Consider the following 16,508-nt stretch of genomic DNA (forward strand, 5'->3'; position numbering starts at 1 on the left):
CAGATCCATCAGTGGCTCAACCCGTATTTTTTCACTTTGTCGAACAGCGTGGTCTTGGCCATGCCCAGTTCCAGACTGGCCTGGGTCAGGTTGCCGCCGCTGCGTTGCAAGGCGTCATTGAGAAGGTTGCGTTCGAACGCTTCCACTGCTTCGGCAAATGCCAGACCCTGACCGCCGCCGCTGGCGCCGGATTTCTTGAAGGCCGGCAGGCCGAGGGCAAAGCGCTCGGCGACGTTACGCAGTTCGCGCACGTTGCCCGGCCAGTCGTGGCTCATCAGGTTCGACAGGGTCTGGTTGTCCAGCTCCGGCAACACCCGGTCGAAACGCAGCGCCGACTGCTGGCTGAAGTGCTCGAACAGTTGCAGGATGTCTTCACGGCGCTCGCGCAGTGGCGGCAGTTCCAGGGTCACCACGTTGAGGCGGTAGTACAAGTCGCTGCGGAACTCACCGGCCTTGCTCGCTTCGTCGAGGTCGGATTTGGTCGCGGCAATCACCCGGCAATCCACCGCCACGCTCTGGTTCGAACCGAGGCGTTCGAGGGTGCGTTCCTGCAATACCCGTAGCAGCTTGATCTGCATCGGCAGGGGCATGCTTTCCACTTCATCGAGGAACAGTGTGCCGCCGTCGGCGTGTTCGATCTTGCCGATGCGCCGTTTGCCGGCGCCGGTGAAGGCGTTGGCCTCGTGGCCGAAGATCTCGCTTTCGAAGAGGTTTTCCGGCAGGCCGCCGCAGTTCAGCGCGACGAACTGCTTGCTGTGGCGGCGGCTGAAGTCGTGCAGGCAGCGGGCGACCAGTTCCTTGCCGGTGCCGGTCTCGCCTTCGATCAGCACGTTGGCCGAAGTGTCGGCGACGTTGGCGATCAACTCGCGCAGGTTCTGCATGGCGGGTGAACGACCGATGATTCGGCCTTCGAGAGAATCGCGTTCGGCCAGTTGCCGCCGCAGCGAGGAGACTTCGCGGGCGAGGCTGCGTTGCTCCAGTGCGCGACGAGCGACGTCCACCAGCCGCTCCGGCGAGAACGGTTTCTCCATGAAATCGTAGGCGCCTTTCTGCATTGCGCCGACGGCCATGGAGATATCGCCATGACCGGTGATCAGCACCACCGGCAGGCTGCGGTCGCGTTGCTTGAGGCGGGTCAGCAGTTCCAGGCCATCGATGCCGGGCAGGCGAATGTCACTGATGACGATCCCGGCAAAGTTGTCGCCGACCCGCTCCAGCGCTTCTTCGGCACTGCCGACACCGATGCAGGGAATGTCTTCCAGGGTCAGCGCCTGTTGGCAGCCGAGCAGTACATGGGGGTCGTCTTCGACAATCAGCACACTAAGGTCGTGGTTCATATTGGCTCGGCAGGAGTAGGGCTTACCAACGGTAAACTGAGGACGAAGGTGGTGCCACCGCTGGCCGGGTGTTCGACACCCAGGTGCCCGCCGGTGGCGGCCGCGAGGCTGGCGGAGAGGGTCAGGCCGAGGCCCAGACCCTGTTCGCCGGGTTTGGTGGTGAAGAACGGCTCGAACAGATGCTTGCGTGTTTCGGCATCGACGCCGTGGCCGTTGTCGCGCACCCGCAGGCGATATTTGCCGTTGAACTCTTCGCCTTCCAGCCACAGCTGCGGCGAAGGTTGCGCTTGCATGGCGTCGAGGGCGTTGCCGATCAGGTTGACCAGAATCTGTTCGAGGCGGGTCTGGTCGATCTGCACCTGCACGTCGAGAAATTGCCGATGCAGTTGCAGTGACGCGCTCTCGACCCGGGCACCGAGCACTTGCAGCGTGGCGTCCACCGCTTTGCCGAGACTGGCCTGGCCTTTGTCATCACCACGGCGGGCGAACGAGCGCAGGCTGGCGGTGATCCGGCCCATGCGGTCGATCAGGTCATTGATGGTCTTGAGGTTGGTGCTGGCGACGTCGAGCTGGCCGCGTTCCAGAAAGCGAATGGTGTTGCCGGACAGGGTGCGCATCGCCGCCAGCGGCTGGTTCAGTTCGTGGGCGATGCTGGTCGACATCTGGCCGATGGCCGCGAGTTTGCCGGCCTGCACCAGTTCGTCCTGAGCGCGACGCAGGGTCTCTTCGGCCTGGCGGCGCTCGCGGATCTGGCTCTTCAGCCGTTCGTTGCTGGCGCGCAGGTCGCCGGTGCGTTCGGTGATCCGCCGCTCCAGCTGATTGTTGGCTTCCTGCAAGGCTTCGCGGGCCGCAAGGCGGGTGGCGATGACCTTGCGCCGCTCGTTCCAGGCGATCAGCAGGAATGCCACCAGCGCGAAAGCCACCGCCACCAGGATTGCCTGATTGATCGCTTCGCGGCGCAGGTCCTGCAACGGCGTGAGCAATGTGAAATTCCACGGTGTGTCGCTCAGCGGCCGGGTCTGCGCCAGGTAGCTGATGCTGTCGTCATCGGCGCTCAATTCGCTGTTGGCCGGGAAGGTCAGTTTCTCCACACCGTCGGCCAGGGTTTCGCGGGCCAGCGGTTGCAGTTCGTTGAGCGGAAACCAGTAATACTGCAGGCTGCGGGCGAGCTTCTCTTTGGTTTCATCACTCAGCGGGACCACCGATTTCAGGCGCCGCGCCGGATCGCTGGAGAGAATGATGATGCCGTTCTCGTCGCTGACGAAGGCTTCCAGGCGTGCGCGCTGCCAGCGTTCTTCCAGCGCTTCGAGGCGCACCTTGACCACGGCGACGCCGATGATCTTGCCGTGTTCTTCCAGGCCATGGGCGAGGTAGTAACCGGGTTCGCCGCTGGTGCTGCCGATCCCGTAGAAACGTCCGGGCTCGCCGCGCACGGCGTTCTGGAAATAGGCGCGAAAGGACAGGTCTTCACCCAGATAACTGTCGACGTCGCGCCAGTTGCTGGTGGCCATGACGCGGCCGGTAGTGTCCATCACGTAGATGGCCCGACTGCGGCTGCGCCGGTTCAGGCCTTCAAGGTAAGCATTGACCGTTTGCCGGTGTTCCGGGGTCGGGTCGGCCAGCAGTTGCGGGACACTGCTTTCCAGTTCCAGCAGGCTGGGCAGGTAGGTGTATTTGCTGATCTCGCTTTCGACCGTGCGCGCGTGCAGTTCGAGCTGACGCTGGCCGTTTTCGCTGAGGCTGCGGATGCCGAAATGTTCACTGGTCCAGAAGCCGATGTAACCCAGTCCGATCATCAGGATGATGATCAGCGGCGGCAGGAACAGATGGCGAATCAGACGGGGCTTCACGGCAAGTGATGGCGGCGCTGCGCGATAGAGATTGGGGTCGCATTTCATCACAGTTGCCTTGGGTCAACCACCACACTTATTGGTGAATCCGCGCTGGTTTCGAGGTGGACTCTGTGGCGAGGGGATTTATCCCCGATCGGCTGCGCAGCAGTCGTCAAACCATTACATGCGGTCTGACTTTGGAATGCTGGGGCCGCTTCGCAGCCCATCGGGGATAAATCCCCTCACCACAGAAGCTCCCTCACCACAGAGTTCAGTGTGTTGCTTTTAGTGCTGCAGGATTTTCTCGAGGAAGTGCTGCGCGCGTTCGGAGCGGGCACTGATGTCGCCGAAGAACTCCTCTTTCGGGCAGTCTTCGATGATCTTGCCGGCGTCCATGAAAATCACCCGGTCAGCCACTTTGCGGGCGAAGCCCATTTCGTGGGTCACGCACATCATGGTCATGCCTTCCTGGGCCAGTTGCACCATGACGTCGAGCACTTCGTTGACCATTTCCGGGTCGAGCGCCGAGGTCGGTTCGTCGAACAGCATGACGATCGGGTCCATGGCCAGTGCACGGGCAATCGCCACACGCTGCTGCTGACCGCCGGACAGTTGCCCCGGATGCTTGTGGGCGTGTGCCGACAGACCGACGCGTTCCAGCAGTTGCAGACCTTTCTTGGTCGCCTCTTCCTTGCTGCGGCCCAGCACCTTGATCTGCGCGATCGTCAGGTTCTCGGTGATGGTCAGGTGCGGGAACAGCTCGAAATGCTGGAACACCATGCCGACGCGCGAGCGCAGTTTCGGCAGGTTGGTCTTGGAGTCGGCAATCGAAGTGCCGTCGACGACGATGTCGCCTTTCTGGAACGGCTCCAGCGCGTTGACGCACTTGATCAGGGTCGACTTGCCCGAACCCGACGGGCCGCAGACCACGATCACTTCGCCTTTCTTGACCTCGGTGCTGCAATCAGTCAGCACCTGGAAGTCGCCATACCACTTGTTGATGTTTTTGATAGAGATCATACGGCGAACCTTTTTTGCAGACGCTTGACCAGCAGCGAGGCGGAAAAGCTGATGATGAAGTAGACGACACCGGCAAAGATCAGGAACTCGTTGGAGCGACCGATGATGTCGCCGCTGGAACGGGCGGAGTTGAGGAAGTCCACCAGGCCCACGGTGTAGACCAGCGAGGTGTCCTGGAACAGGATGATCGACTGTTGCAGCAGCAACGGGGTCATCTTGCGGAACGCCTGGGGCAGGATGATCAGACGCATGGTCTGGCCATAGGTCATGCCCATCGCTTGCGCGGCGGCCATCTGGCCTTTGGGGATCGACTGCACGCCGGCCCGGACGATCTCACAGAAGTACGCGGCTTCGAACATCATGAAGGCCACGACGCAGGAGGTGAAAGCACCGATCGGCGTGTCTTCGCCAGTGATCCAGCGCAGCACGAACGGTACCGCCAGGTAGAACCAGGTGATCACCAGCAGCAGCGGGATCGAGCGGAAGTAGTTCACGTAGGCGCCGGCCACGCGCGACAGCAGTTTGCTGGACGACAGGCGCATCAGCGCGAGGATCGTCCCCAGCACGATGCCGCCGACCACGCCCATGACCATCAACTGCAAGGTCATGACCATGCCGTTCCACAGGCCCGGAATCGCGGGGATGATGCCGCTGAAATCGAAGTCCATTATTTACCCCCCACGGAGATCAGGCCGGGCACGGCAACTTTCTTCTCGACCATGCGCATCAGCAGCATCAGGCTCATGTTCAGGGTGAAGTAGATCAGCGTGGCCAGGGTGAAGGCTTCAAACAGGTTGGCCGAGAACTCGGCGGTCTGTTTGGTTTGCGCCAGCAGTTCCATCAGGCCGATCAACGACGCCACGGAGGAGTTCTTGAAGACGTTGAGGAATTCCGAGGTCAGCGGCGGAATGATGATGCGGTAGGCCTGCGGCAGCAGCACGTTCCAGTAGATCTGCGGCAGCTTGAAGCCCATGGCGCGGGCGGCGGATTCCTGGCCGCGTGGCAGCGCCTGGATCCCGGTGCGCACTTGCTCGCAGACTCGGGCAGCGGTGAACAGACCCAGGCAGATGACGACACTCAGGTAGGCCGAGGTGGTCGGGTTCAGATCCTGCTTGTACCAGTCCTGCAGGTTCTGCGGCAGCAGGTCGGGCACCAGGAAGTACCAGATGAACAGCTGCACCAGCAGCGGCACGTTGCGAAACAGTTCGACGTAGCAGGTCGCGATGCCCGATACGAGGCGGTTCGGCACCGTGCGCATGACCCCCAGAATGGAGCCCAGCAACAAGGCGATGATCCATGCCACGATGGCGATGGCAATGGTCCAGCCCAGGCCGGCGATGTACCAGTCGAGATAAGTCTCGCTGCCAACGCCGGTGGACTTGAAGAACACGCCCCAGTCCCAGTTGTAATTCATTAGGGTCTCCCCTCGAAATCGATCGATGTACAAGCACCCGCTTGGGGAAGATCCTTTCCCGTCCGACGTTGAACGCCGGGCACACGCGATCGGCTCGAAAACCGCCAGGTCGAGTGTTCCACTGTAAAACCAGCAGGTAACAGACGCCTGAGGGAGGATGGCTCCCTCAGGTGATAAGGTTAGTCAGGAATCAGATTTTTACGTCAGGCGCCGGCTTGTCGCTCGGGTTGGCGATCAGATCTTTTACCTTGTCGCTCATCGGGAAGTTCAGGTTCAGGCCTTTTGGTGGAATCGGGCTCTCGAACCACTTGCTGTAGATCTTGTTGATCTCGCCGGACTTGAACAGGCCGACGATGGCGTCATCCACAGCCTTCTTGAAGGCCGGGTCGTCCTTGCGAACCATGCATGCGTAGGCTTCGAACGACTGCGGCGTACCGGTGATGATCCAGTCGGCCGGCTTCTTGGCCTTGGCTTCTTCACCGGCCAGCAGGGCGTCGTCCATCATGAAAGCAACGGCGCGGCCGCTTTCCAGCATGTTGAAGGATTCACCGTGGTCCTTGGCGGAGATGATGTTCATGCCCATCTGCTTGTCGGCGTTCATCGCTTTGATGATGCGCTCGGACGTGGTGCCGGCGGTGGTCACGACGTTTTTGCCTTTGAGGTCGGCGAAGTCTTTGTAGGACGGGTTGCCATCCTTGTCTTTCTTGACCAGCAGACGGGTGCCGATTTCGAAGATGTTGACGGTGAAGTCGACTTGCTGGGCGCGCTCGGCGTTGTTGGTGGTGGAACCACACTCGATATCCGCGGTGCCGTTCTGGATCAGCGGGATACGGGTTTGCGAGGTCACCAGATTGTATTTGACCTGCAGGTCTGGCTTGTTCAGGTCTTTTTTCAGGGCTTCAACGATGGCCAACTGAATATCGTGGGAGTAGCCAACGGGTTTGCCGGAAGCATCCGCGATGTAGGAAAACGGGATGGAACTGTCGCGGTGAGCGAGGGTGACGGTGCCGGAATCGTTGATTTTCTTCAGGGTGCCGGTGAGTTCGGCGGCGAAAACTGGCGTGCTGATCAGAGCGGCCGCAATGGCTGCGCCCAGGATATGGGGAACGATGCGCATCAAATTTTCCTCGAATTGTTTTTTTTATGGAGCCAGTTCGTCGGCCCTTTTGTGCTTCGAATGCCTGACGGCTCCTGAAGTGTTGGCACAGCAGGCATTCGTCGAGAGAGTGTAGAGCATGAGTCGTGCCAGACCAGTCGATAGTGGCTAATGGCTTGATTTATAAGGTGATTAAAGTTTTGTGTCGGTGTTTTTGGCTGACGCTGATCCGGTTATCCGAATTGACCGGGAGGTCGCGTTCGGAAATCCGAACGATCTGTCGTCGGTTGTTTTCGGCAGCGCGACCTTTGTGGCGAGGGAGCTTGCTCCCGCTGGACTGCGCAGCAGGCCCGCTTTCATAAATGGGGCCGCTACGCGACCCAGCGGGAGCAGCTCCCTCGCCACAGGTAAAGTGGCCAGCCCGGATAAACAAAAAAGCCCCTGAATCGTGAGATTCAGGGGCTTCGTTTCAAGCGCTGTAAACGTCAGGCCGCTTCAGTCTTGCGGTTCTGCTCGACCTTGCCCAGGTACGCCGCCAGTTTCTCTTGCTCGGCCGGGGTGGTGAACAGGCCCAGTTTGCTGCGGCGCCACAGAATGTCGTGCGCAGTGGTGGCCCATTCTTCGCTGCACAGGTAATCGACCTCGCGGGTGTAGAGCCCGCCACCGAGGTGTTCGCCCATGTCGGCGAGGGTTTCCACACCTTCGAGCATGCGCCAGGTGCGGCTGCCGTAGGTGGTGGCCCAGCGGCGGGCGATCTCGGTCGGGACGAAGTCGAACTTGTCGCGGATCTGCGCGCTCAAGGCTTGCGGGGTAGTCATGTCCTCACCGCCGGGCAGGGTCGCGGTGGCGGTCCAGCTCGGGCGCATCTGGGTGAAGTACGGCATCAGTTGGGCCATCGCCGACTCGGCGAGTTTGCGGTAGGTGGTCAGCTTGCCGCCGAACACTGACAGCAGCGGTGCTTCTTCGCCGCCACCGGACAGCGCCAAGGTGTAGTCGCGGGTCACGGCAGACGGGTTGTCGGATTCGTCATTGCACAGCGGACGCACGCCCGAGTAGCTGTGCTGGATGTCGTCGCGGCTGATCTGCTGCTTGAAATGGGCGTTGACCACTTTCAGCAGGTAATCGGTTTCGCCGTCGGTGATTGCCACTTTCGCCGGGTCACCGGTGTATTCGCGGTCAGTGGTGCCGATCAGGGTGAAGTGATTCAGGTACGGAATGGTGAAGACGATGCGCTGATCTTCGTTTTGCAGAATGTGCGCGTGATCGCCTTCGTACAGCTTCGGCACGATGATGTGGCTGCCCTGAATCAGACGGATGCCGTACGGCGATTCCATTTTCAGGTCGTCACGGATGAACTTGGCGACCCACGGGCCGGCGGCGTTCACCAGTGCTTTGGCGGTGATCGAAAACAGGCTGCCGTCAGCGCGTTCCAGGTTCAGGTGCCACAGGCCCTTGGCACGGCGGGCGCTGACGCAACGGGTCTGGGTGTGCACATGGGCACCTTTTTCCCGGGCGGCCATGGCGTTCAGAACGACGAGGCGGGCGTCATCGACCCAGCAATCGGAATATTCGAAGCCTTTGGTGATTTCGCTTTTCAATGCGCTGTCGGCACCGAACTTCAGGCTTTTCGAACCTGGCAGCTTTTCACGCTTGCCGAGGTTGTCATAGAGGAACAGACCGGCGCGGATCATCCACGCCGGGCGCAGGTGCGGACGGTGCGGCAGCACGAAACGCATCGGCTTGACGATGTGCGGCGCCTTGGCCAGCAGCACTTCGCGCTCGGCCAGCGCTTCACGCACCAGACGGAATTCGTAATGTTCGAGGTAGCGCAGGCCACCGTGGATCAGCTTGCTGCTGGCCGACGAGGTGTGGCTGGCCAGGTCATCCTTTTCGCAAAGGAACACCGAAAGCCCGCGACCGGCGGCATCCGCTGCGATCCCCACGCCATTGATCCCGCCGCCAATCACGGCAACGTCGTAGATCTCGGAGATAGGGGGCGTACGCAAGGTAGATGTAGACATCGGCTGGCCTCGGGCTCTTTTGATTTTCTGTCTTGGAAATCGAACATAAATGTTCATTTGCGAAAATGGTAGCCCATAAAGACGCGCGCAGCCAGTCACGTTCGATTGAAAAAACTCATCGAAGGGCGGCTAAAAGAAAATTTTCGAACATTATTGAGGTGGGGATGATCTTTGTGGCGAGGGGATTTATCCCCGATGGGCCGCGTAGCGGCCCCTCAATCAACTACCGTGGGGTATCAGGCACACCGCATTGGGTGGTTTTGGGACTGCTTCGCAGCCCATCGGGGATAAATCCCCTCGCCACAGGGGAATGTTGAGGGTTTAAACGACTTCCAGACGAATCTTGTGCTGGCTCAGCAACTGCGCCAATGCCGGCACCGGCTGCTGATCGGTCACCAGGCAGTCGATCAGGCTGATCGGACCGAGGCGGATCATCGCGTTACGCCCGAACTTGCTGGAGTCCGCCGCCAGAATCACCTGCCGTGCATTGGCGATGATCGCCTGGGAAACGCGCACTTCCTGATAATCGAAGTCGAGCAGGCTGCCGTCTTCGTCGATGCCGCTGATACCCACCAGCGCGAAATCGACCTTGAACTGGTTGATGAAGTCCACGCTCGCCTGACCCACCACACCGCCGTCACGGCGCACGTTGCCGCCGGTCAGCAGCACATCGAAATCATCCTTGGCACTGAGCATCGAGGCGACGTGCAGGTTGTTGGTGATGATCTTCAGATGGTTGTGATTGAGCAGAGCGCGGGCAATCGATTCGGTGGTGGTGCCGATGTTGATGAACAGTGAGGCGTGATCGGGGATCTGCGCGGCGATGGCTTCGCCGATGCGTTGTTTTTCGTCGCGCATCTGGTCGGCGCGCATCGCATAGGCGGTGTTTTCGACGCTGGAATCATAGGCCGCGCCGCCATGGTAGCGGCGCAACAGATTGGCTTCCGCGAGCTGATTGATGTCGCGGCGGATGGTTTGCGGGGTAACAACGAACAGCGTGGCCATTTCCTCGATGCTCACATAGCCGCGTTCGCGGACCAGCTCGAGGATTTGCTGCTGACGGGGAGGCAGATTCATGGGGCTTCCTTTGGGCTGCCGTGCAAAATTTGCCCATGATGCCGCAGGAATCCGCTCCCGACCAGTTAGTTGCCTATCAGTCTCTGAAGGTTGGCTTATTCAGCGTCTTCACGCGCCCAGTCACGGGTGCGGCTGACGGCTTTTTTCCAGCCTTTGTACAGTTTCTCTTTCTCGACTTCTTCCAGGCTCGGTTCGAACTCACGCTCGATCACGGCCTTGCCGCGCAGTTCGTCGAGGCTGCCCCAGAAACCGCACGCCAGACCGGCCAGATACGCTGCGCCGAGAGCAGTGGTCTCACGCATTTGCGGACGCTCGACCTGAGTGCCGAGGATGTCGGCCTGGAACTGCATGAGGAAATTGTTGGCCACTGCGCCGCCGTCCACACGCAGGGCCTTGAGGCGTTCGCCGGAGTCCTGTTGCATGGCGTCGAGCACGTCGCGGGTCTGGTAGGCGATCGATTCCAGCGCTGCGCGAATGATGTGGTCCACGCGCACGCCACGCGTCAGGCCGAACAGTGCGCCACGGGCATACGGGTCCCAGTAAGGAGCACCGAGACCGGTGAAGGCCGGTACCAGGTACACGCCGTTGCTGTCCTTCACTTTATTGGCGAAGTATTCGGTGTCGTGAGCGTCGTTGACGATCTTCAGTTCATCGCGCAGCCACTGCACGGTCGAACCGCCGTTGAACACCGCACCTTCCAGGGCGTACGCCACTTCGCCACGTGGGCCGCACGCGATGGTGGTGAGCATGCCGTGCTGCGATTTCACCGCTTTGTCGCCGGTGTTCATCAGCAGGAAGCAGCCGGTGCCGTAGGTGTTTTTCGCCTGACCCGGCTCGACGCACATCTGGCCGAACAGTGCCGCTTGCTGGTCACCGGCGATACCGCCGATGGCGATGCCGCTCTTGGTGCGACCATAGATTTCCGAAGAGGCTTTGACCTCCGGCAGCATCTCGCGCGGGATATCGAGAATTTCCAGCATCTTCGAATCCCACTCCAGCGAATGGATGTTGAAGAGCATGGTGCGCGAGGCGTTGGTGTAGTCGGTGACGTGCACCTTGCCGCCGGTGAATTTCCAGATCAGCCAGCTATCGACGGTGCCGAACAGCAGTTCGCCGTTGCGCGCACGCTCACGGCTGCCTTCGACGTTGTCGAGGATCCACTTCAGCTTGGTGCCGGAGAAGTACGGGTCGGTGACCAGGCCGGTGTTGTCGCGAATGTACTCTTCGTGGCCGTCGCGCTTGAGCTGCTGGCAGATCTCGGTGCTGCGGCGGCACTGCCAGACGATGGCGTTGTACACCGGACGACCAGTGGTCTTGTCCCAGACCACGGTGGTTTCACGCTGGTTGGTGATACCGATGGCGGCCACCTGATCGTGATGCAGACCGGCCTGGGCCAGTGCTTCGACCATCACCGCGCTCTGGGTGGCGAAGATTTCCATTGGATCGTGTTCGACCCAGCCGGCTTGCGGGTAATGCTGGGCGAATTCGCGCTGGGCGGTGCAGACCACGTTCGCGTCGCGGTCGAAAATGATCGCGCGGGAGCTGGTCGTACCCTGATCGAGGGCAATGATGTAGTTCTTATTCTGAATGTCGGTCATGTCGATTGCCTTGGACGAAATAAGGGAGAGTGGGCCGTGGCGCGGGCTCTAAAGGGCAGGAACCCGCGCCGACTGTTTCAAGAGGTTCTTGGTTTGCCGTCAATGGCCGGTTCTGCATCCTTTGTAGCAGGTGTGGCGCCGGTCAGGTGACGGGCGATGAGCCCGCGATACCCGGCAGCGCCGAGGCAGGCACCGACAATCGGTGCAAAAATCGGAATCAGGAAGTACGGAATATCGCGGCCGCCAGTGAAGGAAATTTCACCCCAGCCGGCGAAGAAAGTCATCAGTTTCGGACCGAAGTCACGCGCCGGGTTCATCGCGAAACCGGTCAGCGGGCCCATCGAGCTGCCGATCACCGCGATCAGCAAGCCGATCAGCAGCGGTGCCATCGGGCCTTTCGGCAGACCGTTGTTGTCATCGGTCAGGGCCATGATCACGCCCATCAGGATCGCGGTGATGATCATCTCGACCAGGAATGCCTGAGCGGTGGACAGTACCGGATTGGGGAAGGTCGAGAATACCGAGGCCAGCTCAAGGCTGGCGGCGGTGCCACGCACCATGTGGTGAGTTTGTTCGTAATCGAAGAATAGATTGCTGTACAGCGTGTACACCAACAGCGCACCGCAAAACGCGCCGGCGATCTGCGACAGGATATAGAACGGCAGTTTGCGCTTTTCGAAGTCGGCGAAAATGCTCAGGGCAATGCTCACGGCGGGGTTCAGGTGCGCGCCGGAAACCCCGGCGGTCAAGTAGATCGCCATGCTCACGCCGACGCCCCAGATGATGCTGATTTCCCACAGACCGAAGCTGGCGCCCGCGACTTTGAGCGCGGCGACACAGCCGGTGCCGAAGAAGATCAACAGTGCAGTCCCCAGAAACTCGGCCAGACATTGGCCGGAAAGCGAAGGTTGCTGTAAAGCAGTTGTCATTGAAAACCTCGATTTTTGTTGTTGTCTGGCGCGTTCGCCGTCAGGGCAAGGCGCGATTTTCCCCGGGGCAGGATCCCCATCCTGTTCCCGGTTACTGCTGGGTGCTGCGGTGATGATAATTCTTACATTATTCAGATTCGAAAAAATATAGACAAGAAACAAACCTGTCAAAGGTCGAAAGTGAACCGCCGGTCACAATTAAACTATCAGCCTGCTGAATGATCCTGCGAGTGAACGCGGCGCTAGTTCGGCGATATGCCCGCAAAGCCCGGAAAACGGGGCTTGCGCTAGAGCCTTTTGCGAGGTGATGGCCTAGAATCCGGCGCAGGATTTTTCTGTTGATGCCGAGCCTGGAGCTGCCATGACCCCTGCGTTGGACTTGTTGAAAAAAGTTCGTGCCGAACATCGCGTGCACAGTTACGAACATGACCCGAAAGCCGCATCCTATGGGCTGGAGGCCGCAGAGAAGCTGGCGCTGGAGCCGGCGCAGGTGTTCAAGACGCTGCTCGCTGCCAGCGAAAAAGGTGAATTGCTGGTGGCGGTGGTGCCGGTCGTCGGAAGTCTTGACCTCAAAGGCCTAGCCCACGCGGCGGGCGTGAAGAAAGTCGAAATGGCTGACCCGGCTGCGGCGCAGCGTTCCACCGGTTATCTGTTGGGCGGCATCAGTCCGCTGGGGCAGAAGAAGCGTCTGCGTACCTTCATCGATAACTCGGCCCAGGGCTTTGCGACTATTTATGTCAGCGCCGGCCGACGCGGCCTGGAAGTCGAGTTGGCGCCGGCGGTTCTGGCTGAACACACCCAGGCCAAATTCGCCGACATCGGTCGTGCATGACCTTGCGTTCTGTATGAAGAAAATTGCCCGGTTCTGTCACTGGCGCTGAGCGCAGCGCGGCTGCATGCTCTGCCGACTCATTCAGGGAGAAGGTTATGCAGCTCGAATTTCATCAGGTTGATGCGTTCAGTGATCGGCCGTTCAGTGGCAACCCGGCGATGGTGTATCGGCTCGATGCCTGGCTCGCGGACGATTTGATGCAGAAGATCGCCGCCGAACACAACCTGGCGGAAACCGCGTTTGTGGTGCGCGAAGGCGCAGCGTGGCACATCCGCTGGTTCACCCCGACCACCGAGGTGCCGTTGTGCGGGCATGCCACACTGGCCAGCGCCTATGTGTTGTTCGAGGTCTACAAGGAAAACGCCGAGCGTCTGGACTTCACCTGCAAGTCCGGGCCGCTGAGCGTCAGTCGCGAGGGCGATCGCCTGTGGCTGGACTTCCCGTCGATTGTGCCGTCAGAGATTGGCGTGACGCTGGATGTCGAGCGCGCGCTGGGCGTCGAGGCGGTGGATGTGCTCGGCTCCAACGAGTTGTTTGTGGTGCTGGAGTCGGAGCAGGCAGTGCTCGACTGCAAACCGGACATGGTCGCGCTGGCGAAACTGCCGTGGCTCGGCGCCATCGTGACCGCGCGCGGCAACCAGCATGATTTCGTCTCGCGCTACTTCGCCCCGGCGATCGGCATCAATGAAGATCCGGTGACCGGCTCGACGCATTGCAGCCTGATACCGTACTGGTCGAAACGCCTGGGCAAATCCAGTTTGACCGCGTGCCAGCGCTCGGCGCGGGGCGGGGAGCTGTTCTGTCGGCTGGAGGGGGAGCGGGTGAAGATCGGCGGGAATGCGGCGCTGGTGGCCAGTGGCACACTGATCTTGGGCTGAACCAAAAACCAAATGTGGGAGCGGGCTTGCTCGCGAATGCAGGGTGTCAGTCACCTTCATCGTTGACTGACACAGCGCATTCGCGAGCAAGCCCGCTCCCACAGTTTTGATCCAGCGCGGATCAGAGGGCAGTGCTGTAGCGGCGCACGCCGTTTTCCACTGCCGGGACTTGTGCGGCGGTGCTGCCCGATGCCTGGAACAACACCAGATGTTCAGCCGCTACGCGAATCCCCACCTCCGCACCCACCTGATGGTCGGCATGGCTGGGGAAGATCGATTCCAACTGTGCACCGGTCGGCAGTTGCAGGCGATACAGGGTCGAGGCACCGAGGAAGGTCTTGCCGACGATGCGTGCTTTCAACGCACTGTCCGGCGCATAAACGATGTCATCCGGACGCAGCAACACATCCACCGAACCGCCCACCGGCCAGGTGTAGGCCCGGTTGCCGCGCAGTTCGCCGAGTTCGGTCTGCACCGATTCCGGGCTGCCGAGCTGGCCGCGAATGAAATAGCCCTGACCGATGAAACTCGCCACAAACGGTGTCGCCGGTTCGTGATAGAGGTTGTACGGCGTATCCCACTGTTCCAGCCGACCTTCCTTGAACACACCGACGTGATCGCTCACGGCGAAGGCTTCTTCCTGGTCGTGGGTCACCAGAATCGCACTGGTGCCACGGGCCTTGAGGATGTCACGCACTTCGTGACTGAGCTTGCGGCGCAGTTCGCCATCGAGGTTGGAGAAGGGCTCGTCGAGCAGCAGCAATTGCGGCTCCGGCGCCAGGGCGCGGGCGAGGGCAACGCGCTGTTGCTGGCCGCCGGACAGCTCGTGCGGGAAGCGCTTGCCGAGGTTCTTCAGGTTGACCAGTTCCAGCAGCTCTTCGGTGACACGCTCCTTGTTCGGGTGCTTGCGGATACCGAAGGCAATATTGTCCGCGACGCTCAGGTGCGGGAACAGCGCGTAATCCTGGAACACCATGCCGATCCGGCGTTTCTCCGGCGCCAGGGTGAAACCGGCGCTGGAGATGGTCTCGCCGCCGAGCTGGATTTCCCCTTCGTGCACCGGTTCGAAACCGGCAATCGCGCGCAGGGTGGTGGTCTTGCCGCAACCGGACGAGCCGAGCAGGCAGCCGATGTCACCGGCGTTGAGGTGCAGATTGAGGTTCTGCACCACGCGTTGATCTTGATAGCCGCAAGCGAGGTTGCGCAGGTTCAGCAGTAGTTCATGGCTCATGCGTGGTGATATGCCGGTTCGACGAGGAACTCGAGCAGGGCCTTCTGTGCGTGGAGACGGTTTTCTGCCTGATCCCAGGCGACGGAACGCGGGTCATCAAGCAGGTCGAGGCTGATTTCTTCACCGCGGTGCGCTGGCAGGCAGTGCATGAACAGCACATCTTCAGCCGCCAGATCGAGCAGGGCGCGGTTCACCTGGAACGGTGCGAACAGTTTCAGGCGCTTGGCAGTTTCCTCTTCCTGACCCATCGAAGTCCAGACATCGGTGCTCACCAGATGCGCACCGCGCACGGCGTCTTGCGGATCGCGGACGATGGTCACGCGATCGCCTGCACGTGCGACGAATTCAGGATTGGGCTCGTAGCCTTGCGGGCAGGCAACGCGCAACTGGAAGTCGAACTGGATCGCCGCTTCTATATAGCTGTTGCACATGTTGTTGCCGTCGCCGATCCAGGCCACGGTCTTGCCCTGGATCGAGCCACGGTGCTCGAGGAAGGTCTGCATGTCGGCCAGCAACTGGCACGGGTGCAGGTCATCGGACAGGCCGTTGATCACTGGCACGCGCGAGTTGGCGGCGAATTCGGTCAAGGTGCTGTGGGCAAAGGTACGGATCATCACCGCGTCGAGCATGCTTGACATGACGATGGCGCAGTCGCCGATCGGCTCGCCACGTCCCAGTTGGGTGTCACGCGGCGACAGGAAGATCGCCTGGCCGCCGAGCTGGATCATGCCGGCCTCGAAGGAGATCCGGGTACGGGTCGAGGATTTCTCGAAGATCATCCCCAGGACGCGGTTTTTCAGCGGCTCGAACAGTACGCCGCGGTTACGCAGGTCCTTGAGCTCAACGCCTCGACGGATCACGCTGACCAGCTCTTCGGGCGTGCAATCCATCAGGGAGAGAAAGTGCCTTGCGCTCATCATTGACTACCTTTTTGCTACAGACCGCAGATGCTCAAAGCCTTGTTTAACGGAACAACGGGCGAGACCTGCGGCGTAAGCCGCACGGGGCGACGAAATAGGGGAAGGCGCGATATTGACACTAAATGTCGCGTTACGCCAATAGGCTACGGTTTTTGCGGGATTCGGAGAGCGCACTGGATGTTGCAGCTGCGCATATGAAGCCGGGTTCAGGACAGCCGCGAGCCTCTTTGTACACCGGCCTCGCCGGGCTTGGCAATGCGCCGTGGCGGGGATCAGGTCGACCAGGTCGGTTTACGAGCGTGGCGCCACGCCATCACTTGGTC

General features: G+C 60.6%; 14 protein-coding genes. 2 read left to right on the top strand and 12 right to left on the bottom strand.

Annotated elements, in window-relative coordinates; translation table 11 throughout:
- Positions 1-8: 8 nt before the first annotated feature.
- The 10 genes from CKW11_RS06800 to CKW11_RS06845 all read right to left on the bottom strand — a co-directional run bounded on the left by CKW11_RS06800 (position 9) and on the right by CKW11_RS06845 (position 12,324).
- Positions 9-1,337, bottom strand: coding sequence for a sigma-54 dependent transcriptional regulator (locus CKW11_RS06800; protein WP_095136940.1), 1,329 nt, complete (start codon positions 1,335-1,337; stop codon positions 9-11).
- The gene (locus tag CKW11_RS06805; RefSeq protein ID WP_095136941.1) at positions 1,334-3,235 is read right to left on the bottom strand and encodes a sensor histidine kinase; all 1,902 of its coding nucleotides are present in this window, start codon (positions 3,233-3,235) and stop codon (positions 1,334-1,336) included. Before CKW11_RS06805 ends, CKW11_RS06800 begins: the two co-directional genes overlap by 4 nt.
- Before the next feature lie 219 nt (positions 3,236-3,454).
- A complete protein-coding gene (locus CKW11_RS06810) occupies positions 3,455-4,189 on the bottom strand; it encodes an amino acid ABC transporter ATP-binding protein (protein WP_095136942.1) in 735 nt (244 codons plus the stop codon).
- Positions 4,186-4,857 carry an amino acid ABC transporter permease gene (locus CKW11_RS06815; protein ID WP_003227756.1) on the bottom strand — a complete coding sequence of 224 codons (672 nt, stop codon included), beginning with the start codon at positions 4,855-4,857 and terminating at the stop codon, positions 4,186-4,188. The genes CKW11_RS06810 and CKW11_RS06815 overlap by 4 nt, the downstream gene beginning before the upstream one ends.
- A complete protein-coding gene (locus CKW11_RS06820) occupies positions 4,857-5,603 on the bottom strand; it encodes an amino acid ABC transporter permease (protein WP_095136943.1) in 747 nt (248 codons plus the stop codon). The genes CKW11_RS06815 and CKW11_RS06820 overlap by 1 nt, the downstream gene beginning before the upstream one ends.
- Before the next feature lie 190 nt (positions 5,604-5,793).
- A complete protein-coding gene (locus CKW11_RS06825; RefSeq protein WP_095136944.1) occupies positions 5,794-6,720 on the bottom strand; it encodes a glutamate/aspartate ABC transporter substrate-binding protein in 927 nt (308 codons plus the stop codon).
- Between the two features lie 464 nt (positions 6,721-7,184).
- Positions 7,185-8,720 carry a glycerol-3-phosphate dehydrogenase gene (gene glpD / locus CKW11_RS06830; RefSeq protein ID WP_095136945.1) on the bottom strand — a complete coding sequence of 512 codons (1,536 nt, stop codon included), beginning with the start codon at positions 8,718-8,720 and terminating at the stop codon, positions 7,185-7,187.
- Positions 8,721-9,041: 321 nt separating this feature from the next.
- Positions 9,042-9,797, bottom strand: a complete 756-nt coding sequence (locus CKW11_RS06835) for a DeoR/GlpR family transcriptional regulator (protein WP_007916700.1) — start codon at positions 9,795-9,797, stop codon at positions 9,042-9,044.
- 95 nt (positions 9,798-9,892) lie between these two features.
- Entirely contained in the window at positions 9,893-11,395 is a 1,503-nt protein-coding gene (gene glpK / locus CKW11_RS06840) for a glycerol kinase GlpK (RefSeq protein WP_095136946.1), read from the bottom strand.
- A gap of 77 nt (positions 11,396-11,472) precedes the next feature.
- Entirely contained in the window at positions 11,473-12,324 is an 852-nt protein-coding gene (locus tag CKW11_RS06845; RefSeq protein ID WP_027612073.1) for an MIP/aquaporin family protein, read from the bottom strand.
- 361 nt (positions 12,325-12,685) lie between these two features.
- On the opposite strand from CKW11_RS06845, the gene ybaK reads away from it, so the two are divergent.
- Together ybaK and CKW11_RS06855 are read left to right on the top strand one after the other, a co-directional pair.
- Positions 12,686-13,156 (top strand): Cys-tRNA(Pro) deacylase, encoded by a 471-nt coding sequence (gene ybaK / locus CKW11_RS06850; RefSeq protein WP_003227741.1) that lies wholly within the window; start codon positions 12,686-12,688, stop codon positions 13,154-13,156.
- A 95-nt stretch (positions 13,157-13,251) separates the two neighbouring features.
- A complete protein-coding gene (locus tag CKW11_RS06855; protein ID WP_095136947.1) occupies positions 13,252-14,034 on the top strand; it encodes a PhzF family phenazine biosynthesis protein in 783 nt (260 codons plus the stop codon).
- A gap of 121 nt (positions 14,035-14,155) precedes the next feature.
- Here CKW11_RS06855 and CKW11_RS06860 read toward each other — a convergent pair whose 3' ends face one another.
- Together CKW11_RS06860 and argF are read right to left on the bottom strand one after the other, a co-directional pair.
- Entirely contained in the window at positions 14,156-15,265 is a 1,110-nt protein-coding gene (locus tag CKW11_RS06860) for an ABC transporter ATP-binding protein (protein WP_095136948.1), read from the bottom strand.
- Positions 15,262-16,182, bottom strand: a complete 921-nt coding sequence (argF, locus tag CKW11_RS06865) for an ornithine carbamoyltransferase (RefSeq protein WP_095136949.1) — start codon at positions 16,180-16,182, stop codon at positions 15,262-15,264. Before argF ends, CKW11_RS06860 begins: the two co-directional genes overlap by 4 nt.
- Positions 16,183-16,508 lie beyond the last annotated feature (326 nt).

The sequence above is a fragment of the Pseudomonas sp. Irchel s3a10 genome, from assembly GCF_900187525.1.
Classification (GTDB): domain Bacteria; phylum Pseudomonadota; class Gammaproteobacteria; order Pseudomonadales; family Pseudomonadaceae; genus Aquipseudomonas; species Aquipseudomonas koreensis_G.